This is a genomic window from Achromobacter sp. PD1, assembly GCF_048541815.1.
In the GTDB taxonomy this organism is placed as follows: domain Bacteria; phylum Pseudomonadota; class Gammaproteobacteria; order Burkholderiales; family Burkholderiaceae_B; genus Achromobacter; species Achromobacter bronchisepticus_A.
On record NZ_CP183349.1, the window covers coordinates 6,659,548 to 6,683,657 of the forward strand.

Here is a 24,110-nt window from a genome sequence, read left to right on the forward strand (position 1 = left end):
AGATCACCGAGGCTCTCCTTTTGTCAACATGTCGCAAGAGGTTACGTGTTGGAGAGGCCTGGTTTTCGCATTGACCCGTAAGCACGCTGGCGGCGAGGCTTGTCGCATTTTCCTCGCTGCCCACGCCCCATGACATACCTTCGGCATTCCACCTTTCGCCCGATTCGGCCGCCTGGGGCAATGCCGTTGCCGGACAAGGCCAAAGCGGAGATGCACCGCGAGCTAGGGCGTGTCTGCAACGCGGCTCAGCTCGCAGTTGCCCTTATTTGGCTTGGTCGATTTGATGGCTGGCAGACGGCCACTAGCGGCGAAGGTGGTGCGGAACTCTACGACGTTGCGTGCCAACAGCTGAAGCGCCTGCGTGGCCCGTTCAGCAGTCCTATTAGCTTCGTGGAATGGCTCGTCGACCTGCCGTGTACTCGTTGGCGTGCAGCCACAATCGACTCTACCAGCCAATGGGACCCCCTCGCCGAGCGCTTTACAGACTTTCAAGCCGCTTCGGGCAAGCTTGTGGTGGTTTACGCCTCGGACGTGGGCGCAGACGCATGGCGCAGTTATGTTAGAGGCTACCTGGCAGCGGCGTTGGTGCAGCTTGAGAGTACGAATCATGCTGGCAATCGAGTCTGACGTTGTATTGCTCGCCTGTGCGGGCGCAGCCGCCGGCGCGCTGTATTGGTTGCGGAGGCCGATGACGGGCACGTCAAGCCAATCGCAGGTGGGGCCGGGCCCAGTCCAACAATCGGCTCCGAGCGCGCGGCACCTGGAAGTGTTGCCGGCACAACGCCTCTTTGACGTCACAGGGACCTGGCCTCTCGTAGAGTTGATTCGCCAGCGCATGGGATTCACTCCCGAGAATTTCGAGCGTGACGTGCGTCCGCTGCTAGCGGCATTTGCGGAATTCGTTCAGCTACTTCCAGCGTCTGAGTCGCATCATCACGCGCAACCAGGTGGGCTCCTGGTGCATCTGCTTGAGGTCGCTGCGCACGCGCTGCACTTCCGGGATGCCTACAAACTCCCACTGGGTGTGGCGCCGGAAGAGCAAACGCGGCTGGCTGCGCGGTACACGTATGCCGTGCTCGTCGCGGGCCTGCTGCACGACATTGGGAAGCCTGTTACCGACGTGGTGGTGCAGCTCCAAGGCGCATCTGGAGAATCAAAGCCTTGGGTGCCTTTGGGCGGAACAATGCAAGAGCAAGGGGCTGACTGGTACACCGTCGATTTCCCGGCTCAAAGAGAGTACCGGAAGCACGAACGGTTGGGGTTGCCCTTGTTGCGCACCCTTGTTCCAGGTAAAGCGCTTGCTTGGATTGGCGAACATAGTCCCCTTATGGACGAGCTCTTCGACTACTTGGGCGGAGAACAGAGAAAGGGAGTGATCGCCGAGCTCGTGGGTCGAGCCGACAGGGAATCGGTAGCGAGCAACTTAGCCACTGGTCCGAGAACGCGCTTTGCATCGGCGCGCGCCGTTCCTCTCATCGAACGGTTGATGGGCGGGCTGCGCCGCGTTCTGGCAGAAGGGTCTGTTTCGATCAATCGGGCTGGGGCAGTCGGATTTTGTGATGGTGAGTCGCTATGGTGCGTTTCCGGGTCAATTGCCAAGCTTGTCAGAGACCATCTGGCGCAGACCGAGCAGCGTAGGCCTGGCGCAGCGGGCATTCCAGACGATAACTCGCGGCTATTCGACACCTGGCAGGAATATGGCGCAGCGATATCAAATGAAGCTGGTGCAGCCATCTGGACCGTAAAAATCGCGATTGGGACGTGGTCCCAACGCCTTACCGTCCTTCGATTTCCCTTGTCGATACTGTTCCAGGACCCAGCCCAATATCCGGCGGCCCTGCCGCCTGGTGCAGTCTCTGTAGTTGATGTAAAAGCCCCGCGCGGCGCGGCAGGCGGAAACGCCGACGACCACTGTCCGCCCGCCTCGCCTGTGGCGCCATCGGCGCCGGCAGAGCAGATGCCGCCTGCGCACGAAGAGCCGATCATAGAAGCTACCGATGTTGGTGCAGGCGATGACACGCCTGTTGCTGGCACGAGCCCCGGCGTTGAAGACCTTCCCGAGATGGATGATCTCGATCCAGATGTTGTTGGCGTGGTGCAGGACAGCAATTCGTTACCTGCCTCGATCGAATTAGAAGCGGATGATCAGTATCTCGACGATATCGATAGCGCGATTCCGGAGCTGGTCCAATCCCCAGAGGTTGAAGCACCCGAATTGATGAGTGCGCCAGTTGCCCCACGTGTGAGGGCTGCGCCAGCTCCGGCGGCGCTGCCTGCCATGCCGGCTCGCAAGGCGAACGTAGAGCGCTTCATGGCCTGGATTCAATCCGGTGTCAGTTCTGGATCAATTGCATACAACGAGGCCAACGCCGCAGTGCATTTCTGTGAAGAAGGCATGCTTCTGGTGTCGCCAAAGATCTTCAAGGACTACGCGGACAACTTCGAGGCGCGGATCGACATGCCCACGTCTACAGATGGCGCGCCATCCAAGGAGCCGTGGCGGGTTCTGCAACAGCAGTTTCAAAAGTCGGAGTACCCGCAGAAGAGCGGAAGCGGCTCTTTTCTCCACCGATACAACGTCAGTGGTCCAGGCGGCAAACAGTTGACGGGGATCTTGATCCCCGGACCGGAACGCTTCTTTCAGCCCGTCCCTGCGGCCAACCAGTTATTGAAATCGGCGTCCGCCGGTGCGAGCGCCTGATCTATGTCCCACCCTTACGAGAACCTCTTTCGGCGCCCATATGAAGTAGTTTCGTCGATGGCCGCACTTGCATCGGTCGGTGCGCTTTGGACCTATCAAGGGTTGTTTTTGGTTACCCCTGCGACAGGGGGAGTTTTAAGTGTAGGACTGCTCTCGCTGGCCGCCATTCGAGCTCGGCAAGCGAGACGCCTCATCCGATTCCAACGCAACCTCCGGAGTCTACCCACCTATTCGCTTGCCGCTGACGAGATCCCGTGCTCGTCAACAGAGTTGTTCCTTGGTAAAGGCTTCTATTGGACGCAAGAACACACGCAGCGTCTGTACACCGCCCGCCTTCCACAATACAAGCACTTGACGGCCCGCAATGAGCTGTATCAGTGGGCCCGTCGGATGGAGCGACAGCACTCTGGTTGGATCGCAAATCAGCTCAAGAGGGACGCGTGGTGGAACTCGGTCAAGCCGCTGCCGCCAGTGGGCGGAGACCCCGTTATTCATGGCGTCGAGCCCGACGAGCGCGATATATGGTCCAGCCTTGGGGAGCGTGTCGGGCATACGCTTGTACTGGGAACTACGCGCGTCGGCAAGACTCGCCTTTGCGAATTGCTGGTGACGCAGGACATTCGCCGCGGCGACGTTGTAATTGTTTTTGATCCCAAGGGAGACGTTGAGCTGCTGCTCCGAATGTATGCGGAAGCATGCCGCGCGGGCCGCGAGAAGGACTTCCACTTTTTCCACCTCGGATATCCGGATGCCTCGTCCAGATATTCACCAATTGCGACTTTCTCGCGTATTACGGAAGTCGCAACGCGGCTCGCCGGTCAGCTACCGTCCGAGGGACAAGCCGCTGCGTTCAGAGAGTTCGTTTGGCGCTACATCAACGTGATGGCGCGCGCGATGGTGGCGCTGGGGATGAAGCCCAGTTATGAGGTCATCTATCAAAACGCGGTAAACATCGACGACCTGTGCTTGAAGTATTTCGAATACTGGCTCGACCGCGATCACATGGGCTGGCGTGACGAGATGTCGGAGCCGGACAAGCAACTCCAGGCACAAGCGCAAAAGACAGGTCGAGCGATGTATCCGCTCCAGATCCTCAAGCTAATCCGGGACAAGGGCTGGCATGACCAGATCGCGGACGGTCTCGCGAGCGTTCTCACAAACGACCGATCGTATTTTGAGAAGCTGGTGTCGTCTCTCTATCCACTGCTGGAAAAGCTAACCACTGGACCAGTATCCAAGCTCCTGTCTCCAGATTATTCGGATCCCTCAGATCCGCGCACTGTATTCGACTGGCAGAAGATCATCGACACAGGCGGAATCGTCTATGTGGGACTGGACGCGCTCAGCGATTTCGAAGTCGCCGGCGCAGTCGGAAATTCAATGTTTGCCGACCTTACCTCTACTGCCGGGCGTCTATACAAATTCGGCTCCGGTTATGGACAGGCAATTCCCGGTAAAAAGCGAAACGTGTGTATCCATGCGGACGAGTTCAATGAGCTTGTCGGGGACGAGTTCATTCCGATGGTAAACAAGGCCGGCGGCGCGGGCTATCAGGTCACGGCGTACACCCAGACAGGCTCGGATGTGGAATCCAGGATCGGGTCGAAAGCGAAGGCGGATCAGATCTTCGGCAATTTCAACACGCTCGTGATGCTCCGAGTGAAGAACCTGCCCACAGCTGAAATTCTCACAGACCAACTCCCGAAGGTACAGATCTACACGCGCCAGTTGGACTCTGCGACTGGGGATGGAACAGATGATGGAGTAACCGATTTCACATCCCGAACGCAGGACAAGTATTCGCCGCGGGAGGTGCCGTTAGTAGACCCGTCAGACCTGGTGCAGTTGCCAAAGGGGCAGGCCTTCGCCCTTATTGAGGGCGGTCAGCTCGTAAAGCTGCGGCTACCTTTGGCAAGTAAGGATTCTGATCACCTCATGCCTGCCGGCTTAGCCGACGTCGTTAAGAGCATGCGTTCGACCTATAAGGCGTATTCGGACGCAGTTGATGCCGGCCTGTCCGTCGACATGCACGACTTCGACAGCACGGTTTCAGCCTCTGAGCGTGCGGGCGAGGTCTCGTCCAATGTGACCGTGGAGGGTAGTGGCCGTGGCTTCTAAGGACAGAGCTTCCGGCGAGGATGCGGTGCGTGCCTTCTTTTGGCCTATTCACGCCGTTCTGCATCTATCAGTTTGGCTAATCGTGGTGATGTTCCTGTCCATCGTGGTGTCTCTCACAGTCGCGGTGGCCTTGCAGACCGACAAAGCCCCATCCAGGTACATGAGCGACCTGGTCGACTACTACCTGGAGCAAGCTCCAAATAAGAAGGCCGCCAATGACGCTGCCGGAATTTCTCGGGCATTGGTATTCGGTTGGCCTGGTGTGGCCGCTGCCCTGTCCGACGAGGCGAAGCCGGGTCCTAGCCTCCTTGGCGGGGCGATGCAAAGGTCCACACAGGGGCAGGGCCGCGAGCTGATACTGGTGACCATGCACGCCGTTGAGCTGCTGGGTGTCCGACTGCTATTGCTGTTTAGCGCGTTGCCGGCGCTCGGGTTGTTATTGACGATTGCACTAACGGACGGCCTGGTCGCGCGGTACGTCCGGCGAGAGTGCGGGGGGCATGAATCCGCAACCCGACACACGCGCGCCAAACGTCTGCTGAATCGGGGCATCGTGCCAATGGTAGCCGTGGTATGGCTCATCGTGCCAGCCCGGATGTCTCTGGCGCTGTTCTTCTTACCCGTTGCAGTGGGTGGCGCGGTCCTCGTGTGGGTCATGGCCAAGTACTTCAAGAAATACTTATAACAACGAACTGAACGCCGTCCTAGGACGGTCAGGATGAACGAATGAAAGAGATCATGCGCTTTGCAGTTGGGGACGTCTTTCTGTGTGTTGAGGAACAACCCAGTGCGGAGCACGTAGTGCTGCGCGTTCGCGAAAGGAAGGGCAATGGCCGCCCTGGTCGTACATTGGGTGCGGAGACACAGCGGCGCTCAGAGCTGTTCGCGATCGGGATGGGGCTGCACGCCGTCGCGAGTACGCTGATTCCTGAGCAGTCGTTCGATCAAAGCAAAACTATGGGAGCTTCACGAAGAAAGATGAATCGGATTCCCCTGCGTGAGCAAGAACGACAAGCCTTGAATCGAATTCTGGCTGGGGACCCGACGGAGCCTCAACGCAGCATCCAGATTGTCAATGCGATGTATCGCAAGCTGCAACGCCGAATGCACGTCGTTCAGCGGTGCGTGCAACTAATGGAGGTGCTGAGCGACCAGGATGCGCATCAGATTGACCTGCTGCTTGCGCTCGCGGCAACGGGGCGTCCGTTGCCGTTTTCGATCCACGTCGGTCTGGAGCCGTCCGGGGAGTTAGAAGGAGCGCGCAACGGTGTCACGCATTGACAGTACGCATCGGCTGTTGAAGCCACGCGTCTTCCAGTCGTCGCATGGCGTCATGGACCTGGTTCGGAGCCAGATGCGCGTATCGCTCCGTCATTTCGATAGACGAGTGACCGAGAAGGTCGCGCACGACCAGCAATGGTACGCCGGCCATCACCAGCCACGACGCGCATGTGTGGCGAAGATCGTGGATCCGGAAGTCTTCGATATTTGCCTTGGTGCAGACGGTGCGAAAGCCCTTCTGAACGGTGCTCAAAGGCTTGGTGTGGTCTCGGGGAGAGGGAAAGACCCAGGGCGATGTGGGGCAGTGTTCCGCGCGCCATGCGGCCATGGTGTCCAGCGCCTCAAGCGCCGGTGCGTTAAGCGGGATGATGCGGTGCTTTTTTGTTTTCGTGTCTTCGCTTTCGAGCGTTATAAGACCCTCTTCAGTGCGCACGCGCTGCAGACGCAGCCTGAGCAGTTCATTCCGGCGGCAGCCGGTGTGCAAAGCCAATTGGATAAACGAGGGAAGGTGCGGCCGCACCGCCATCGCTTGAGCTACAGAGATCAGGCGCTGCGCTTCGGCCCGTGTGATCCATCGTGTTCTGCCTTCGGGCACCGGCAATGCCATGCCGACAAGGGCATTTGGCAAGTTGAGCTCGTGCAGGAAGTTGTACCAATTGATCGCCGCGCTCATGTCGTCCAGCTCGCGGTTGATCGTAGCAGGGCTGACGCCAGCTGTTTTCCGAAGGGTGATGTACCGATTGACGGTGGCACGTCTCAAACTGCATACCGTACGCCCCTTGAAGAAGCGGTCGAGCTGCAATTGGCTGTACCGAAATCGCTCCGTATCTTTGCCGGACGCCTGGTACACCTGCATCACAGCATCGTAGGTCGGATTCTCGTCGACCACGCCTTCGTCGTGGATGTTCTGCGCTGGGTCCTTCACGCCATCGATCGGCGGACGCGCTGGGGCCAGTTGGCCGGGAACGTGGTGGGCTGATGCGAGAGTATGGTCCATGTCAGTGGCCGGCCGTTACGCGCGGAAAGCGCTCGGGGAGGAGGTCACGAACGACCGACATTCGCAAATATCTGGCAAATGATGATAACATATTGACATGAATCGATATTTTCGCATAACCGCGACGTCCTTTGCCCGTAAGCGCTCAGAGTGCTTGCGGGATTTCGTCCTGGAATCGGGCCAGGGCGGAGCCAAAGACGTATCGATTCAAAAGCTTGGCGATTTTGCTCGGGCCTCGAAGACCACTGCGTTCGGGACGCAGGAGTCGGAGGTTCGAATCCTCTCGCCCCGACCACTCATGTGGTCGAATTCATGAAGGTGTTTCCCGACGCCTTTGGCTGAAAGCCGGTATCGCGCAAGCGTTGCCGGCTTTTTTGCATTTGCGTGTCGGACTCAGTCATGCCGCCGTCATTCCGCGTCTCTAGACTCCCGCCTTTTTCGAACAGGCAGCAGAGATGACGAAGGACAGCAAGCACGGCCAGGGTAATACGCAGATCGTGGAGCAGGTGGCGGATGCCTTGCCGCAGGCGCCCGACAACCGGCGGCGCAGCCTGCTGCGCGCGGGCTTGGGCGTGACGTTGTTGCCCATGGGCGGCAGTTTCCTGCTCAGCGGCTGCAACGGCGGCGGCGATGATGATGACGATGAAGGCGACGGCGGTACCGGCAAGCCCCAACCGGCCCTGGTGTCGAGTTTCGCGCTCGCGGTGCTGCCGGATACGCAGTTCTATTCGCGTTACGCCACCGACGCCGAAAATCAGCAGTTCATGCGCAAGTACGGCAGCGAGCCCTACCAGGCGCAGACGCGCTGGGTAGCCGAGCATGCGAAGGCGCTCAATATTCCGTTCCTGGTCCATCTGGGCGACGTGGTCGACCAGCAGGGCAAGCCCGACCAGTGGAAGGTGGCCAGCGCCGCGATGAAGGTGCTGGAAGACGCCAAGGTGCCGTACTCGATCCTGGCGGGCAACCACGACGTGATCGTGGACCGCGACTATGTGGACGAGAGCAGCCAGTCGGCCAACACCGACGCGCAGCGCGACCTGGCCAAGGAACCCTACCTGCAGCACTTCAGCGTCACGCGCGCCAAGCAGCAGGCCACCTTCGGCGGCCGCGACGCCAGCGGCTTTCACGAGTACCACGTATTCGAGGCCGAAGGGCAGAAGTTCCTGGTGCTGTCGCTGTCCTGGCGCGCGTCGAACGACGCCCTGGCCTGGGCCAACCAGGTGTTGCGCGCCAATCCCACGCTGCCCGCCATCCTGATCAACCACCAGCTGCTGAACATCGACAAGGATGGCGTCAGCCCGCTGGAAGTTCCTTACGGCAAGATGCTGTGGGACAAGCTGATCCGCGACAACGATCAGATCTTCATGACGCTCAATGGCCACTACCACGGCGCCACCCGCCTGACCAAGACCAATGCCTACGGCCACGCGGTGGAGGAAATGGTGGTGGATTACCAGATGGCCTATCAGGGCGGCAACGGCCTGATGCGGCTGTACGAATTCGATCTGGGCAACAACGAGATCCGGGTGCTGTCGTTCTCGCCCTGGGTGCCGCAAAAGCCCAAGGACACGCTCAACGCGTTCGATCAGGCGGTGCTGACCACGCCCAACGAGCAGTTCACCATCAAGATGGACTTCGCCAGCCGCTTCTCCGGCTTCAACAAGACGTTCAAGGCCGCGGCTCCTTCGCACACCTCGCTGGTGGAACAGGCCACGGCGCTGATCCTGGCCAACTACACGGATCCCGCGACCGTCGAACAGAAGCCGGCCGCCGACAGCAATGACTATCCGCTGGTGGCGGGGACGCTGGCGCATTGGCGCTTCTTTGGCGGCAAGGCCGGCCTGCCCGTCAAGGTGGGTGAAACCGTCGCGGATCTGACCGGGCTGAATCCGATCCGCCGCGCCGCGCTCAACATCGACGGCGTGGCGGGCGCGCAGGAAGGCGACCTGGTCTGGTCGGACGATCATCACTACCTGTCCGCCGCGCCCGGTTCGGTGCGCTTCCTGAACACCGACAAGAACACCGCGCGCATGAGCTACTTCACCACTGAAGCGGCTGCGGCGATCAACAGCGCCACGGTGCCAAACGGCTACACGGTCGAGGCGTTCCTGAAGATAGACCGGGACTGGAGCGCGCAGAAGCACGCCTGGATGAACGTGATGACGCGCGACGGCAAGCGCGGCGACCTGGCGGGATTCAATGGCGGCGATCCGGAATCTCCGCCCCTGATCTTCGCCGTGTCCAGTCTGCGCGAGATCCAGTGGGAAATCGTGCCGGTCGTGGCCGGCGAGCGCGGCGGCAAGACCAACTGGTCGGGTGAGATCATTGCGGACAAATGGTTCCACGTCGCGGTGGTCAACGACGCCGACACGCACGAGACCATTCTGTACATCGAGGGCGCGCCGGTATTGCGCAACGTCAGCAATGCCCCCGGCCTGGCGACGCTGGCCGCCGACATGCCCTGGGTGATCGGCGCGGGTTCGTGGGACGGCGAGCGCGCCGACGGCTTCTTCGGCAGCATTGGCGAGATACGCATCGTGGACAAGGCGCTCAAGCCCGCGCAGTGGCTGACCGCGCGCCGCGTCGGCTAGCCTTTCATGCGGGGCGCGCGCCACGCGTCCCGCATGCGCTCAGCGCGGCGCCGCCGCGTCTGCAGCCTCGGCCCGCAGGCACTCGATCAGATCCCGCATCCGCGGCGACAAGTCCAGGCTGTTGTGCCGCACGATGCCCAGCGGGCCGAACACGGGCGGCAGTTCTATATCCAGGATGGCGATTTCGCGGCCGCCGGCGGCGTGCCGTGCGACGCAGCGGGGCAGCAGCGACAGCAGGTCGCTGTTGGCCATCAACATCATGTTGTTCAGGGCCGACGCTGATTCGATGCGTGAAGGCGGGTACAGGCCATGGCGCTGCAACAGCATGTCCAGACCGATGCGCGCCGGGCTGCCGCGCGGCGGCATGATCCACGGATAGGCCGCCAGTTGCGCCCAGGAAACCTGGGCTACATCCATCAGCGGATGTCCGCTGCGCGCGCACACGCACATCGGCTCTTCGTACAGCACTTGCGTCAGGGTGTCAGGCGTGCGTGCGGCTGCGCCCATGCGCGCGACCAGCAAGTCCAGTTTGCGGGTGTGCAGGTCCGGCATCAACGCTTCCAGTGAACCCTCGCGCACCAGCACATTGACGTTGGCCGTCTGCTGTTCGAAACGCAGCAGCGCGCGCGGCACCAGGTAAGCCGCTGCCGCGGAGTTGACGCCGACATGGATGGTTTCCACGTCGAGGTCGGGCGCGGCGGACCATTCGCCGCTCATGCGTTCCAGGTCGCCCAGCACCCAGCGCGCATGGCGGATCAGGGAGTCGCCGTGGGGCGTGGGGAAGGTGCCTTTGGGCGTGCGGTCGAACAGCCGCGCGCCGAGCATGTCCTCCAGTTCCGCGATCATGCGCGACACGGCGGGCTGGGTGGTGGCCATGCGTTGCGCCGCCACGCCCACGTTGTGGACTTCGTCCAGCAACAGCATGAGCTGCAGATGGCGCAGGCGCAGCCGGCCGCGCAGATACCAGCCTGGCTGCAGGGGAGCAGCGGAGTCGGGAGGGCTCATCTCTACATATCAACTCTGATATGGAAAGTGAAAAATATATCATTGGACTGGAATGATGGGCTGGCCGAAGATGATTGCCAGCGAGCCGTCCGCGAATGAGGCGAGCCGCAGGATGGAGACAATCATGCTGAAACTTGCGCGCGGCGCCCTGGCCGCCCTGAGCCTGGCCGTACCTCTGGCTGTTCCCCTGGCGGCGGCCGCGGCCTATCCGGACCGCCCCGTCACGCTGGTGGTGCCCTCGGTGCCCGGCGGCGCGGCCGACGTGGTCGGACGCCTGGTCGCCGCGGAAATGTCCACACAATGGGGCGTTCCCGTCATCGTGGAAAACCGCGCGGGCGGCGCCGGCGTCATCGGCGCCCAGGCCGTGGCGCGCGCCAAGCCTGATGGCTACACGCTGCTGCTGGGGCCGGACGCCTCGTTCACGGCAGTGCCTTACCTGATGCAGGACGTGCCTTATCGCACCGAGGATTTCGCGCCCGTCGCGACGCTGGCGACCCTGCAATACGTGTTGGTGGCGGCGCCTACAGCGCCATTCAAGTCCTTGCGTGAACTGCTGGAGCAGGCGCGCGCCCGGCCTGACGCCATCACCTACGCCAGCGGCGGCCCGGGTTCGACTCACCATTTGGCGATGGCACTGTTCGAGCACGCGGCCGGCATCTCGCTCAAGCACGTGCCGTACAAGGCCGCGCCCCAGGGCTTTGTCGGCGTGATGGGCAGCCAGGTCGATCTGATGTTCATCGTCGCCAGCACGGCCGTGCCGCAGATCAAGGCCGGCAAGGTGCAGGGGCTGGCCAATGCGGGAGCCGCGCCCATCGCGGGCGCGCCCGACCTGCCGATGGTGAAGGACGAAGTGAAGGACTTCACGTTCTATAGCTGGTTCGGCCTGTTCGCGCCGGCGCGCACGCCTGCGCCGGTGCTGGCCGATTTGCAGCGCGCCGTGGCCACCGTCCTGAAGAGTCCAGAGGTCCGGGACAAGATGCAGGCCCAGGGCATGATCTTGGGCGATCAGGACGGGTTGGGCTTGAGCGAACGCATCGCCCATGACACCCGTGTTCTCGCGCCCGTGCTTTCCGACATCAAGACCGCCACCAGCAAGCAGCAATGAAACGCCCCAACATTCTTCTCATCACGACCGACCAGCATCGCGGCGACTGCCTGGGCTTTGCGGGACGCCGGGTCAAGACGCCGCACATCGACCTGCTGGCGAGCACGGGCACGCATTTCGCGGCCTGCATAACGCCCAACGTCGTCTGCCAGCCTTCGCGCGCCTCCATGCTGACCGGCCTGCTGCCACTGACGCATGGCGTCTGCGACAACGGCATCGACCTGGATCTGCGCGCCGGCGAGGCAGGCTTTGCCGGCAGTCTCGCCGCTGCCGGCTACGACACGGGCTTCATCGGCAAGGCGCATTTCTCCACGCACCATACCTTCCAGGCCACCGGACGGCCCGAATGCCAGTACAGCGAGGCTGGCATGGGACCGGACTGGGCGGGGCCGTACATGGGCTTCAAGCATGTGGAGCTGGTGGTGGAGGGCCACAACTATTGGCTGCCCACGCCGTTGCCCGGCGGCCTGAACCATTCGCGCTGGCACTACGGCGACGGCTTGGGCGAACTGCGCAACCAGCTGTACGAGACCGACCTGGGGCCGGCCAGCGGCGCGCCGCAGACCTTCAATTCCGCCTTGCCCGCAGCCTGGCACAACTCCGCCTGGATCGGCGATCGCACCATCGACTACCTGCGCGAGCATCGCGACCGGCCGTTCTGCCTGTGGGCCTCGTTCCCCGATCCCCATCACCCCTTCGATTGCCCCGAGCCCTGGTCGCGCCTGCACCATCCCGACGAGGTCGATCTGCCGCGCCATCGCGTCACCGACTACGATCGCCGGCCTTGGTGGCACAGGGCCAGCATGGAGAGCAAGCCCATGGGCAACGCCGAAGTGCAGGCGGTGCGGCAGAATTTCTCGCGCATGCCGACCCAATCGGACGAGGCGCTGCGCCGGATCATCGCCAACTACTACGGCATGATCTCGCTGGTGGACCATCAGGTGGGGCGCATCATGAAGGCGCTGAGCGAGTACGGGCTGGATCAGGACACCATCGTGATCTTCACCTCAGACCACGGCGAATGGCTGGGCGACCACGGACTGATGCTCAAGGGGCCCATGCCATATGAAGGCCTGCTGCGCGTGGCCATGGTGGCCAGCGGCCCTGGCATCGCGGCCGGGAGAAAGGTGGAAGACCCGGTTTCCACGCTGGACCTCGCCGCGACCTTCTGCGACTACGCCGGAGCGTCGGCCTTGGGGCCGCAACACGGCCGCAGCTTGCGCCCATTGCTGGAAGGCGGAGATGCCTCCCGCGAGTTCGCCTTGAGCGAATGGGATGTGGCGGCATCGCGCTGTGGCGTGGAGCTGAAGCTGCGCACCGTGCGCACGCGCGACTGGAAGCTGACCGTCGAACTGGGCAGCGGCGCGGGTGAGATGTATTGCCTGACGGAAGATCCGGACGAGATGGACAATCTCTTCGATGATCCGGGTCATGCCGCGAAGCGGCGGGAACTGGCCGCCATGCTCGCAACCCGGCCCGCGGACCAATTGCCGGCGCGCGTGCCGGCATCGGGTATCGCTTGAACGCGCGGCGCAAGAAGGGGTCAAGCCTGCTCAGTGGCCGGCTGGGCATCAGGCATGGCCACGGCGCTTTTCACTGCGGCGAGCACGTCGTCGCAGATGCGCGCCACCGCGTCTGCCGATCCGCGCACGCCTGGCTGGTTCAGGCGGGTATCCAGCTGAGCGCACTGTTCGGCCAGCGCGGGCAGGCGGAAAATGGCCAGCATGCCACGCAAGGCGTGCAGTTCGCCGCGCAGGCGGCCGCTGTCCTCGTCGACGGCAGCGCGTTTGATGGTGTCCAGGGACTGCGAGCAAGATTGCTCCAGCGTGCGCAGCAGCGCCGGGGGAAAGGCGCGTCCGCCGGTCAAGGCCTGCGGACCGTTGTCGGCCGCCTCCGGGGCTTGCCGCGGGCCGGGTCCGGTTTGTCCGCATACGTCCAGCAAGGCGAGTTCGAGTTCGGCTAGCGGCAGGGGCTTGGTCAGCACCCGCGCGATGCCGGCTTTGCCGCAGCGCTGCCGCTCGTGCTTCGTCACGCAGGCCGTGGCAGCGATGACGGGCATGTCCGGCCGCATGGATCGGGCCTGTCGGGCCAGCGCGTAGCCGTCCATGCCGGGCATCGCGAGATCGGTGACCAGCACGTCATAGCGCTGCGATGCCAGCAGCGCGCAAGCCTGCGCGCCTCCCTCCGCCAGATCGACTTCACAGCCCAGCAGTTTGAACTGTTCTTCGAACAGGCCGCGGTTGGCGGCGTTGTCTTCGGCCACCAGCACCCGCAACGAACGGACCGAATGCCGCGGTGCGGGCGTGGACGCCGCGGTAGCGAGAGGCGCGTCCTGCAGCACATGCCGCAAGGCCGAGGACAGGCCATGCAGCCCGTACATGGAAACGCTGAGCTTGCGTCCCGTGTCCTGCGGCGTGGCGGGCCCCAGCATGCCGCAATCGATCACCCATGAAGATTCGTCCAGCAATCTGTCTTCGTCCTCCGGCTGCCAGTCGATCTTGTCGCCCCAGATGATGAGGACCGTCGCTTCGTCCAGCATGTCTTCGTCCAGTTCGGATGGATGGCGGCGGGCGTTGACGCGCAGTCCCCAGGTCCGCAGGATGGCTTCCAGGCGGTGACGGCAGTTGTCGCGCGCGGCCAGCAGCAACACCTGCTCGCCGGCGAACCATGGCCTGTCGGCCTCGCGGGCTTCGATGCCCAGCGGCAAGGAAAACGCGAACAGGCTGCCGCTTCCAGGTTCGCTGCGCACGGACAGGGAGCCGCCCATTGCCTCCACCAACCGGCAACACAGGGTCAGCCCCAGGCCCGTGCCGCCATAGCGCCGGCCTATGGTCGCGTCGGCCTGGCTGAAAGCGCGAAAGACACTCTGCGCCTGTTCTTCCGTCATGCCCATGCCAGTGTCCTCGACCTCGACGGCGATGCCGGCCGCGTCGGTCCGGGTACGCAGTACCACCTTGCCTTGGTCGGTGAACTTGATGGCATTGGAGAGCAGGTTGTGAATGACCTGTCCCAGCCGGGTGGCATCCCCTCGCATTGGCTGCCTGAGCGCAGCGCCCAGATCGCCCAGCAAGGCCAGTCCTTTGGCCTGGGCCTGGGGCGCGAACATGGACAGCGCGTGCGAGGTGACTTCGAGCAGGTCGAACTCCGCCTGCTCCAGGCTGAGTTCGCCGGCCTCGATCTTGGAGAAATCCAGCACATCGCTGATCGTGGCGAGCAGCAGTCCCGAGGACGCCCGCACGGTTTCGAGACGGTTGCGCTGGACCGGCGCCAGGCGCGAGCGCGAGAGCAGCTCCAGGTGTCCCAGGATGGCGTGCAGCGGCGTGCGTATTTCATGGCTCATCGCCGCAAGGAAGGCCGACTTGGCGGCATTGCCGCGGTCCGCGGCGGCCTTGGCTTCGCGCAGGCGGTGGGCTAGCTGGTATTTTTCGGTGACGTCGATGAACGCCGCCACGACCACGTTCGACCCGCGGTAGCGCGCGCCTGCCATGCTGACCGACAAGGTGACGGGAGTGCCATCGCGGGCCACGAACGAGAGGTCTTCCTCGACCACATCAGTGTCGCGCTTACCTGTGGGCGCGCTGGCGCGCCGCCGATAACGATTGGCCAGCTCTGCCGAAAGGCTGAATTTTCCCACGCCCACGCGCGCGGTCATCTTCTCCATGGCCGGGCTGTGCAGCAGCGGACTGCCGCTGGCAGCGTCGATCAGGCCCAGGCCCACGGGAGCCGTCTCGATGAGCGTGCGGTTGAGATGCTCGCTCTCCAGCGCCAGCCTGGAACGGTTCATCAAGGGTCGGACCACGCGCAGCTCGAAGTAGAGCAGCAGCGCCCATATCAACGCCAGCGTGGTTGCAGTCATGATCGCGGGCGTGGTCAGCTGCGCGCTTATGGCATTGACGATGCTGCTCCAGTCCAGCGTAAAGACCAGCACCCAGTCCGTGGGCCCCAATCCTTCCGAAATCGAAAACTGGCCAGAGCGCGTCCTTTCCTGGCGCGTTCCGGCAGGAATATCGGCGAGGTCGGCGGCCGGAGCCATTTCCTGAGCGTCGCCGGCACCGGCGCCCGGCGATGCAGCGATGAGTTGGCCGCTGGCGGACATGATGGCGAAGTCGCCCGCCTGCCGGTTCACTGCCTGCGAAGCGCCGGGTTGCAGGGGGGAATACTCCGTCACCAGCACGGCGACCGGCACGCCCTTGTCCAGTATGGTTCCACCGATGCGGAATACCTGCTTGCCCGTGATCGGATTGGCGACGGGAGGGATCCAGCGCAAGGAGCGCCATGTGTCGGTGCCGGCATCGGTGGCGATCAGCATGCGCCGGCTGACTTCGCCGGTCAGCAGGGCGAGGTAGCGGTCGCGGTCCGCCAGGATCCGCTGGCGGACCGCTGCTTCGGGGGCGGGAACCAGGCCGGCGATGCTGCCATTGACGCCAAAGAAGAACGAGGCCAGCGAGTTGTCATGGGCTGCGGGCCCGCCTGAGGGAATGCGGCCGATCTGCTCGGCCAGATTGAAGAACTTTCCTGTCGCACCGTTCGTCACCCGGCCGCCGCCCGAACCCAATATCCATTGAGAGCGGGAATCCTCGTCGGACTCCACCAGCAGCTCTTCGCCCCGGCTGCGGTACTTTGCTATCTGAGCGGCATCAAAGGGCGCCGCTTCCCGCCACATCAGCTCCGCGCTTGCCTGGCTGATGCGGAAGGCGTTCTCGCGCGTGTAGATTTCCTTCATGAGCACGGCGTGTTCGGCCACGAACGATTGGCGCACGTACTCCAGATATTTTTCGGCGGTGGTCTTGGCTTCCAGGGCGAAGGTCAGCAGCACCGCGACCGTGATCAGCACGCCGCCGCCCAGGCTTTGCCAGCGCTGATAGCGGCGAAAGCGCGTCACGGTGTCGAGCCGCGAGGGGCTCAGGCGGTGGCGTAGTCGAATCAAGGCGCGGGGGATGCGTGTCAGGCGGCGCCGGCATGCGGTCGTGGATGGGGGCGCTGCAGGTTTCAGGGGGGGCGGGCGCAGTTACTTGAACATTTTTCCGACAGGCGTGGCGCAAAGGCGTACCGGCGGTTTTGACATGGATCAAGCGGCTGCCACTCGGGCTCGGTCGCGTTCAGCGTGTCGACATTGAACAAGAGGCAAGCGCAGCCGTCGCCGGAGATTCAGCCGCATTCTCATCCTCCGCTTCGGGTAGCGTCACGTCGGTCATTGGCAGGGCAGCGCAGCCGTAACGGATCAGGTCCGCGTCGCGTTCGATGCCCAGCTTCCTCATCGCGCTGCGCTTCTGGGAACTGACCGTCTGCACGCTGCGGCTGGAGATCTGCGATATCTCGGTAATGGTGGCGCCCGCGCAAAACAGACGGATGATCTCTGCCTCTCGCCGCGTCAACCGTGGCTGTTGCGCCGAGAGGGATTCGCGGATGATCATGTCCTTCACGGTCGGCGAATAGTAGGTCCGGCCGCGGCTCATCGCGTGTATCGCTTCGGCGATATGGCGCGTTGAATCCGCCTTGCTGAGGATGCAGAGGTTCTTTTCGGCCAGCAGCGCCCGCAGCAGCGTGGGATGCTCGACCATGGTGAGCACGGCCACTCGCAGCGCCGGGTAGCGTCGCCGCAGAAATCCAATGAGCCCCAGCCCGTCGCCGTGCTTGCCGCCCGGCATCGCGTAGTCCGATACCACCGCGTCGCAGGGTTGGGTTTCCAGCAGGGCCACCAGGTCCGTGGAGTTCCTGGCGCAGCCGATCACTTCGATGGCCGGGTCTCGCGCGAGCTCATGGCTCACGCCCAGGGACACGATGGGATGGTCGTCGGCAATGATGACGCGGATGCGGCCGTGTGACATGTTTCTTTTCCCGTTCATCCAGAGCCTGCTGCGGAACTGTCGTGCGTCCATGGCGATTGCCGCCAAGTTTCGCAAGCAGACGTTTGAAACGCTGTATGTGCGCGGCGGCTGTGACTATGCCGCTTGCAGCCATATTACCGATGGCGTCCTCGCGAAAGAATAGGAGGAGTACTAAAGTACGGCGCTTGCCGCAACCGCAGCCAATCGCGCTGCGCGGCGGGCGGTCGCCAAATCGTAGAAGTACGACTCCGCTTTCGTAGTCTTCCCACAGTTCCACGCTCGTCCGCTCCGTATTCTGCCGGCAAGACGAGTATCGCCCGGCATGGCCGGCGCGTCAGCCGGTCGGGGACGAGCGCTTCCCGTGCAAGAACGGCAAGGAGCGGGGGGATGGGTGATGAAAGGGGAGAAAGCGCGCTATCGGATGGCCGCGCTGGGCGCCGGGCTGGCCATGGCCTTGTGTGCGGACGCTTTGCGGGCGCAGATCCCGGATGCGGGGCGCGCCATTCGTGACCTGCAATCGGTTTTGCCCGCCATGCCTTCGGGCCACACGGCTCCCGAGGTGCAGTTGCCCGGGCCGCAGCCGCCTGCAGCCGTGTCCGGCGATGCGGCCGCAGGCCCCGCCGTCCGGGTGCTCGAGTTCCATGTCGAAGGCAACCACGCCTTTGACGCAGCGACATTGCAGGCGGTGCTGGCCGATCTGACGGGCGCGGCACTGACGTTCCCGGACCTGCGCGCCGCCGCTGATCGCATCACCGCCTATTACCACGATCAAGGATATGTGCTGGCGCGCGCCTATCTGCCGCCGCAAGCCATCGATGCGGGCATCGTGCGCATCGCCGTGTTGGAGGGCAGGTATGGCGAGATTGGCCTGCGGAACCGCGCGCGGGTCCGCGATGCCGTGCTGGAGCAGGCGCTCTCCGCCCTGCGTCCGGGGCAGGCGGTGCAGGCCGGCGAGCTGGAGCGCGCGCTGCTGCTGTTGAGCGACCTGCCCGGCGTGGCGGTCAAGGGTACGTTGCAGCCTGGTGCGGAAACCGGGACCACCAGCCTGCTGGTGGACGCCGAAGCGGGACCGCTCGTCTTCGGCAGTCTGGACGCGGACAATTTTGGCGGCTACTACACAGGCGAGTACCGGCTGAGCGGAAGCATCGGCGTCAACAACCCCCTGCGCCTGGGCGACCAGCTCAATCTGCGGCTGTTGGGGAGTGATGGCGGCCAGCGCTACTACAACGCCGCCTATCAGCTTCCACTTGGCTCCCGGTCCACGCGCGTCGGCATGGGCGTGTCCAGCATGCGGTACGAACTCGGCAGGCGTTTCGGCCCTCTGGGGGCGCACGGCCGCGCCGACGTGTCGACCGTGTTCATCCAGCAGCCCTTGGTGCGCTCGCGCCACGCCAGCTTGCGCCTGCAATTGCAGCACGAGCGCAAGCGTTTGGTCGACAGCATGGATCTCTTCGAGGTAAGCAGCCGCAAGCGTATCGGGCTATGGACTTTGGCCCTGGCCGGCAGCAGCGAGGATGGATGGTTCGGCGGCGGACGGACCGCCTTGCAACTGTCGCATGGTCGAGGCCGGCTGCGCCTGGCCGATCCACAGGCCGAGGGCGAGGACCGCCAGACAGTGCGCGCCGCCGGCTGGTTCGCCAGGACCAATCTCTCGATCAGCCGCTTGCAGCAGCTCACTGGCCGCTTCCAGCTATATGCGCGGGTGGATGCGCAGTGGGCTTCGAAGAACCTGGACAGCTCTGAGAAATTCAGCCTGGGCGGGCCTTATGGCGTGCGCGCCTATCCGTTGGGCGCGGCCAGCGGCGACGAGGGCTGGCTGGCCGGCGCCGAACTGCGCTACCAACTGGCTCCCGGGTGGCAACTGAGCGCCTTCGCCGACCGGGGCAACGTGCGCCTGAGCAAACGCCGCTGGACGCCCGGCCGCAACCACAACGGCCTGGCTGCGGCGGGACTCGGCGTCACGCAGTACGGCGCCAGCCATCAGGTGAACCTGAGCGTCGCCTGGCCGATGGGCCGGCAGCCGCCCGCCACGGAATCCGACCGGGAGCCCCGCTTCTGGCTCCAGGCGTCGCGCTATTTCTGACTCGGGCGCACCACGCGCGCAGTTTTCTTAACCGGCGCGGCCTGCCATTGCGGCGGATCCGCCATTCTTGCGAGGCAATCATGAACAAGACATATGCACTGGTATGGAACGAGGCCAGACAACGCTGGAACGTGGCGCGCGAGTCCGCGCGCCGCCGCGGAAAAGCCGGGAGCGGCAGGCGCGGCCGCGTTGCCGTGCTGGCCCTCGCCGGCCTGGCGGGCCTGTCTTGCGCGCATGCCGCGCCGACGGGCGGAACAATCGCGGCCGGCAACGGAATAGGCGATATCCACGCCACGCTGGACCAGAAACAGGTGTCGATCAATCAGCATACGCAAAAGCTGATCATCGACTGGAACAGCTTCAGTATCGGCGCGGACGAACGCATCACCTTCAACCAGCCCGGCAGCGGCTCGATCGCGCTGAACCGTGTGAATGGCCTGTCGCCCAGTTCCATCCTGGGGCGCATGGACGCCAACGGTCAGGTTTTCCTCGTCAACCCCAACGGCATTGTTTTCGGCAAGGGCGCGGAGGTCAACGTGGGCGGACTGGTCGCCTCGACCAAGCAGCTTTCCGACGCCGATTTCAACGCGGGCAACTATCGCTTCACCGGGTCATCGGAGGCCTCCGTGCTGAACCAGGGCGTGATTGCCGCGCGCGACCGCGGCAGCGTCGCGCTGCTGGGCGCCAAGGTCAGCAATCAGGGGGTGATCCGGGCGCGGCTGGGGCGGATCGCGCTGGCGGCCGGCGGAGAGTTCACCGTGAACTTCGACGGCAATGGCTTGCTCGATCTGCGGATGGATGGCGCCGCGCTGTCCGCCCTGGCCGAGAATGGCGGCATGCTGAGTGCCGACGGCGGGCAGGTGCTGATGACGGCCAGCGCCGCGGGAGCGGCCTTGCGCACGGTGGTCAACAGTCAGGGCATCATCGAAGCGAAGACGCTGCAGGGTCAAGGCGGCAAGATTATGTTGGACGGCGGCGGTGACGGTCTGGTGGTGGCTGCGGGCAAGATGAATGCCAGCGCGCTTGCCTCGCATGGCAACGGCGGCGAGGTGGAGATACGCGGGCAGCTGGTGGCCGTGCGGCTCGGCGCCGAGGTCGATGCGCGGGCATTGAACGGCGATAGCGGAACCTGGCGCATCGCGTCGGCAGAGGTGACGGTGGGCGCTAACGCCACGGCGGCAAACGTCACGGTGCACGCGGACACCGTCGCCAGCAACCTCGCGGCCACCAACATCGTGCTGGAAGGCGCTGCGGGTGACGTCGCGCTCAATGGCCCGATAGCGTGGCACAGCGGCAACGCGCTCGGCTTGGTTGCGGCGGGTGATATCGCGGTCAACGGAGACCTGGCCGCAACCGGCCAGAACGCTGCCATCGCCATGTCCGCCGGCGGGGAAATCGCGCTTACCGGCAAGACTGCCATTAGCGGCGTCAATGGCGCCCTGTCCTTGCAGGCGCCGGGAGGCCATGTGCTGGGCGAGGGGGCGGCGATCACGCTGTCCGGCGCAGGTGCGTCGTTCAGCGCCCATGGCCAGCGTTACGCGGTGATCCAGAACCTCGCCCAGCTGCAGGACATCGACCGCAATCTGAGCGGCTTGTACGTGTTGGGCAACAACCTGAGCGGACGCGGTTCGATCCAGGCGATAGGCGGTCCGTATGGCATCTTTTCCGGCACGTTCGACGGTCTGGGCAATACGCTCGGCGGCTATTCGGTCAGCGGCGCCGGTCCCAACGTGGGCTTGTTCGCCGCGTCGTCCGGCAGCATCAGCAATGTCAACCTGGCGTCGATGACTGTCAATGCGCCGGCCACCGGCGCGGCATCCATGTCGGTGGGCGCGCTGGTGGGCCGCAATTCTGGCCAGATCGTCAATGTGTCCACGACCGGAATGTACGTGAAGGGCAGTTCGTATCACCGTAACGTGGTGGGCGGTCTGGTGGGCACCAACGCCGGCGGCAGTATCGACCGCGCCACCGTTGCAGGCAGCGTATATGCAGGTTCGCACACGATCGCCATAGGCGGGCTGGCAGGTGAAAATCTGAATTCCGCGGCGAGCCGCGGCGTCATTACGCGTAGCGTCTCGCGCAATGTCGTATCGGGCGCGATGCAGCGCGATGAGCTGGGCGGCATGGGCGGTCTGGTTGGCGTGAATCGCGGCTTGGTTGCGGACGCGTCCAGCCACGCGAACACGCAGGCCACCGGCGCAGGCCTCAATGTTGGCGGGCTGGTGGGCAGCAACCTGGGCGGCGACATCGAGCGCTCGATTGCGACCGGGCGGGTGCAGAACGGCAGCAGCGCATACACCGGAGGCCTGGTTGGGGTGAATAGCGGGACCATTTCGGGCTCGGCCGCGGAAGGTGGCGTCAGTGCCGAGGGCGGCGGCTCCACCGGCGGCTTCGCAGGACGCAACAGCGGTGGCGGCCTGCTGCTGGATGTCAAGGCCGGGGGCGATGTGACGGCCGCCTATGGCGTCAATGTGGGCGGCCTGGTCGGCGCCAACGATGGACGCATCGATACGGCGGAGGCGGGTGGCGAGGTCAAGGCCGGCTACAACCGGAATGGAGGCCGGGCCGGCGGTCTGGCCGGCTACAGCAGCGGCACGATAGAGGCCTCCGTAGCCCGCGGCAAGGTTGCGGGTGGAGACTACGGATACGCCGGCGGGTTGGTCGGCTACAACACCGGGACGCTGGGAACGGTCAACGCCAGCGGCAACGTGACGGCCGGGAAGAACAGCGCGGCAGGAGGACTGGTCGGGGCCAATCAGGGCTTGATCGTTTCCGCGATGGCCAACGGCAATGTCTACGGTGGCATCAACAGCCGCGTTGGCGGCGTGGTGGGAGAGAACGGCGACATGGGGGAAGTCCTGCAGTCGTCTTCCGCCGGTGAGGTGGGAGGCGCCGGCCAGGCTTACCTGGGTGGCATCGCGGGTCTCAACCAGGGCGCGGTTTCCTATTCCAGCGCGAGCGGCAAGGTGAATTTCGCCAACTCTCTTCAGCATACCTATGGCGGACTGGCGGGCGCGAACTACGGGGTGATGCGCGCCAACAGCACGTTGGGGCTGGCATCCCTGGTGCCGCCGGTGGGCTTGAACTACGGCATCGTCGAGCGTTGATGGACAGTGCATGAACAAGGGCCATGGGCGCGCGCGTCCATGGCCCTGTTGGCATGAGGCGCCCTGGTCTCAGGGAAACTCGAAGGTGAACTCCGCGCTGCCGTCGGCGATGCCGGCCTTGACCGCTCCGTCGACCGGCGCCGTTCGGATGTAGTGGGCCCGCAGCGTCAGGACGGCCTGGTCGCCGACGCGCTGCATGTCATACGCGGCGCCGAAACGGACCGGGACTTTGCCGGTATCGTTGATCATGGCGATGCCTATGCCCTCGGCGGCTTCAGACCCGGGCTTCAGGTTCAGCACATGGGGATCGGTGTTGGGGCCGTACTTGTCGGCAAAAGTAATGGTTGGCTTGGCCGAGGCGCTGCATTGGGTGAGCACGATGGAGAATTCCTTGGCAGGCGAGGTGGCTCCCGGTGTATCGAACAGCGAGAGGGGCAGGTCGCCCAGCGAGACAGGGATCGTCCGGTAGGCGCCGACCTCGCATTTGTTGGGGACGATTACCCCCGTGCCGCCGCCAATGCCGATGACGCCGGTGCCCTGGTAGGAAAACGGCAGGCTGCCGCAGACGCCGGTAATGCCCGGTGTCCAGACGGGAAAGTTCTGGATGGGCTCGCCGTAGCTCACCGCGCCCTGCTGGTAGTTGATGGCATAGAGCATCAGCGTGATGTTGGGGTCCACGCCCGTCACTCTCAGTTCACCGCTGGGCAGGTTGGCCGCGGCGTCGGTCAGTACCAGGCGCTGAATGTACTCGGTGACGGTGGAGTTTTTCTGCGACGCGGACCCGGCGGTGTCGTAGTACACAGGACGCTTGTCCATGACCACGGGCAGCGCGCCGGGTTTGATCCGTCTTTCGACGCCGTCGGCGCCCATGACGGATACCTGTAGCCCGATGCCGGGTACGTTTGTCTGCGCCGTGCCGTCGGCGGCCACGCCTGTATTGGGGCCCCACTGCGCAGCGGCAACCAGTTCGTGCAGGATGCCTGCTCCCACGCCCGAACCAAGCTGGAAATTGTTGAATAGCCCGGCGCCCCGCTCGAACAGCACATCGCCGATCTGCGAGGAACTGGTCAGCGGCGAGACTTCACGCCAGGGGCCGCCGGCCTGGTTCGACTGGCTGCAATGGATGGCGGGGCGGTTCATGACCAGTTCGCCGCGAACCGGGGCGCACGGCAATGCCACCGCGGCGGCCAGCAGGAGTAGGGCGGGCCGTGCCGGTTTTTCGATCGTACGGGTGCGTACGGGAATAGAGAGCTTGCTCATCAGGGTGTACTCCTGGAAGCCGGGATCGGCTCGG

Annotated in this window: 14 protein-coding genes; 9 read left to right on the top strand and 5 right to left on the bottom strand. The window is 64.0% G+C overall.

All coding sequences use genetic code 11. The annotated features are described in order from the left end of the window. Positions 1-607 precede the first annotated feature (607 nt). The 4 genes from mobH to ACM1PE_RS31505 are packed head-to-tail and all read left to right on the top strand — an operon-like array spanning position 608 to position 6,100. Positions 608-2,701 (top strand): MobH family relaxase, encoded by a 2,094-nt coding sequence (mobH, locus tag ACM1PE_RS31490; RefSeq protein WP_175156511.1) that lies wholly within the window; start codon positions 608-610, stop codon positions 2,699-2,701. 3 nt (positions 2,702-2,704) lie between these two features. After that, the gene (gene traD, locus ACM1PE_RS31495; protein ID WP_175156510.1) at positions 2,705-4,819 is read left to right on the top strand and encodes a type IV conjugative transfer system coupling protein TraD; all 2,115 of its coding nucleotides are present in this window, start codon (positions 2,705-2,707) and stop codon (positions 4,817-4,819) included. Then, positions 4,809-5,504 carry a DUF4400 domain-containing protein gene (locus ACM1PE_RS31500; protein WP_263903128.1) on the top strand — a complete coding sequence of 232 codons (696 nt, stop codon included), beginning with the start codon at positions 4,809-4,811 and terminating at the stop codon, positions 5,502-5,504. The genes traD and ACM1PE_RS31500 overlap by 11 nt, the downstream gene beginning before the upstream one ends. Positions 5,505-5,545: 41 nt before the next feature. Continuing rightward, on the top strand, positions 5,546-6,100 hold the full coding sequence (locus tag ACM1PE_RS31505; protein ID WP_175156508.1) for a hypothetical protein: 555 nt from the start codon (positions 5,546-5,548) through the stop codon (positions 6,098-6,100). Here the strand turns inward: ACM1PE_RS31505 and ACM1PE_RS31510 are convergent. Next, the gene (locus ACM1PE_RS31510; protein ID WP_254607190.1) at positions 6,090-7,097 is read right to left on the bottom strand and encodes a site-specific integrase; all 1,008 of its coding nucleotides are present in this window, start codon (positions 7,095-7,097) and stop codon (positions 6,090-6,092) included. The genes ACM1PE_RS31505 and ACM1PE_RS31510 overlap by 11 nt on opposite strands. A 455-nt stretch (positions 7,098-7,552) precedes the next feature. Between ACM1PE_RS31510 and ACM1PE_RS31515 the strand changes: the two genes are divergently transcribed. Then, complete coding sequence (locus ACM1PE_RS31515) at positions 7,553-9,688, top strand: LamG-like jellyroll fold domain-containing protein (RefSeq protein ID WP_419342091.1); 2,136 nt, start codon at positions 7,553-7,555, stop codon at positions 9,686-9,688. Between the two features lie 39 nt (positions 9,689-9,727). Here ACM1PE_RS31515 and ACM1PE_RS31520 read toward each other — a convergent pair whose 3' ends face one another. Further along, positions 9,728-10,693 carry a LysR family transcriptional regulator gene (locus ACM1PE_RS31520; RefSeq protein WP_059378152.1) on the bottom strand — a complete coding sequence of 322 codons (966 nt, stop codon included), beginning with the start codon at positions 10,691-10,693 and terminating at the stop codon, positions 9,728-9,730. 124 nt (positions 10,694-10,817) lie between these two features. Here ACM1PE_RS31520 and ACM1PE_RS31525 point away from each other — a divergent pair, with 124 nt between their 5' ends. Both ACM1PE_RS31525 and ACM1PE_RS31530 read left to right on the top strand, forming a co-directional pair. Further along, positions 10,818-11,798, top strand: a complete 981-nt coding sequence (locus ACM1PE_RS31525; protein ID WP_419342092.1) for a tripartite tricarboxylate transporter substrate binding protein — start codon at positions 10,818-10,820, stop codon at positions 11,796-11,798. After that, a complete protein-coding gene (locus ACM1PE_RS31530) occupies positions 11,795-13,321 on the top strand; it encodes a sulfatase-like hydrolase/transferase (RefSeq protein ID WP_059378149.1) in 1,527 nt (508 codons plus the stop codon). Before ACM1PE_RS31525 ends, ACM1PE_RS31530 begins: the two co-directional genes overlap by 4 nt. Positions 13,322-13,341: 20 nt before the next feature. Here ACM1PE_RS31530 and ACM1PE_RS31535 read toward each other — a convergent pair whose 3' ends face one another. Together ACM1PE_RS31535 and ACM1PE_RS31540 are read right to left on the bottom strand one after the other, a co-directional pair. Beyond that, complete coding sequence (locus tag ACM1PE_RS31535; protein WP_419342093.1) at positions 13,342-16,725, bottom strand: ATP-binding protein; 3,384 nt, start codon at positions 16,723-16,725, stop codon at positions 13,342-13,344. Positions 16,726-16,897: 172 nt separating this feature from the next. Next, positions 16,898-17,677 carry a response regulator gene (locus tag ACM1PE_RS31540; RefSeq protein WP_419342094.1) on the bottom strand — a complete coding sequence of 260 codons (780 nt, stop codon included), beginning with the start codon at positions 17,675-17,677 and terminating at the stop codon, positions 16,898-16,900. A 343-nt stretch (positions 17,678-18,020) separates the two neighbouring features. On the opposite strand from ACM1PE_RS31540, the gene ACM1PE_RS31545 reads away from it, so the two are divergent. Beyond that, positions 18,021-19,709, top strand: a complete 1,689-nt coding sequence (locus tag ACM1PE_RS31545; RefSeq protein ID WP_419342096.1) for a ShlB/FhaC/HecB family hemolysin secretion/activation protein — start codon at positions 18,021-18,023, stop codon at positions 19,707-19,709. A gap of 80 nt (positions 19,710-19,789) precedes the next feature. Next, positions 19,790-22,816: a filamentous hemagglutinin N-terminal domain-containing protein gene (locus ACM1PE_RS31550; RefSeq protein ID WP_419342098.1), complete on the top strand. Its 3,027-nt coding sequence runs from the start codon at positions 19,790-19,792 to the stop codon at positions 22,814-22,816. A gap of 69 nt (positions 22,817-22,885) precedes the next feature. Here ACM1PE_RS31550 and ACM1PE_RS31555 read toward each other — a convergent pair whose 3' ends face one another. Next, on the bottom strand, positions 22,886-24,076 hold the full coding sequence (locus ACM1PE_RS31555) for a fimbrial protein (protein WP_419342099.1): 1,191 nt from the start codon (positions 24,074-24,076) through the stop codon (positions 22,886-22,888). Positions 24,077-24,110: the final 34 nt, after the last annotated feature.

Bases quoted from the DNA above. Each gene is read 5' to 3' on its own strand.
- mobH (WP_175156511.1), top strand. From the start codon at position 608: ATGCTGGCAATCGAGTCTGACGTTGTATTGCTCGCCTGTGCGGGCGCA.
- traD (WP_175156510.1), top strand. From the start codon at position 2,705: ATGTCCCACCCTTACGAGAACCTCTTTCGGCGCCCATATGAAGTAGTT.
- ACM1PE_RS31505 (WP_175156508.1), top strand. From the start codon at position 5,546: ATGAAAGAGATCATGCGCTTTGCAGTTGGGGACGTCTTTCTGTGTGTT.
- ACM1PE_RS31510 (WP_254607190.1), bottom strand. From the start codon at position 7,097: ATGGACCATACTCTCGCATCAGCCCACCACGTTCCCGGCCAACTGGCC.
- ACM1PE_RS31515 (WP_419342091.1), top strand. From the start codon at position 7,553: ATGACGAAGGACAGCAAGCACGGCCAGGGTAATACGCAGATCGTGGAG.
- ACM1PE_RS31520 (WP_059378152.1), bottom strand. From the start codon at position 10,693: ATGAGCCCTCCCGACTCCGCTGCTCCCCTGCAGCCAGGCTGGTATCTG.
- ACM1PE_RS31525 (WP_419342092.1), top strand. From the start codon at position 10,818: ATGCTGAAACTTGCGCGCGGCGCCCTGGCCGCCCTGAGCCTGGCCGTA.
- ACM1PE_RS31530 (WP_059378149.1), top strand. From the start codon at position 11,795: ATGAAACGCCCCAACATTCTTCTCATCACGACCGACCAGCATCGCGGC.
- ACM1PE_RS31540 (WP_419342094.1), bottom strand. From the start codon at position 17,677: ATGGACGCACGACAGTTCCGCAGCAGGCTCTGGATGAACGGGAAAAGA.
- ACM1PE_RS31545 (WP_419342096.1), top strand. From the start codon at position 18,021: ATGAAAGGGGAGAAAGCGCGCTATCGGATGGCCGCGCTGGGCGCCGGG.
- ACM1PE_RS31550 (WP_419342098.1), top strand. From the start codon at position 19,790: ATGAACAAGACATATGCACTGGTATGGAACGAGGCCAGACAACGCTGG.
- ACM1PE_RS31555 (WP_419342099.1), bottom strand. From the start codon at position 24,076: ATGAGCAAGCTCTCTATTCCCGTACGCACCCGTACGATCGAAAAACCG.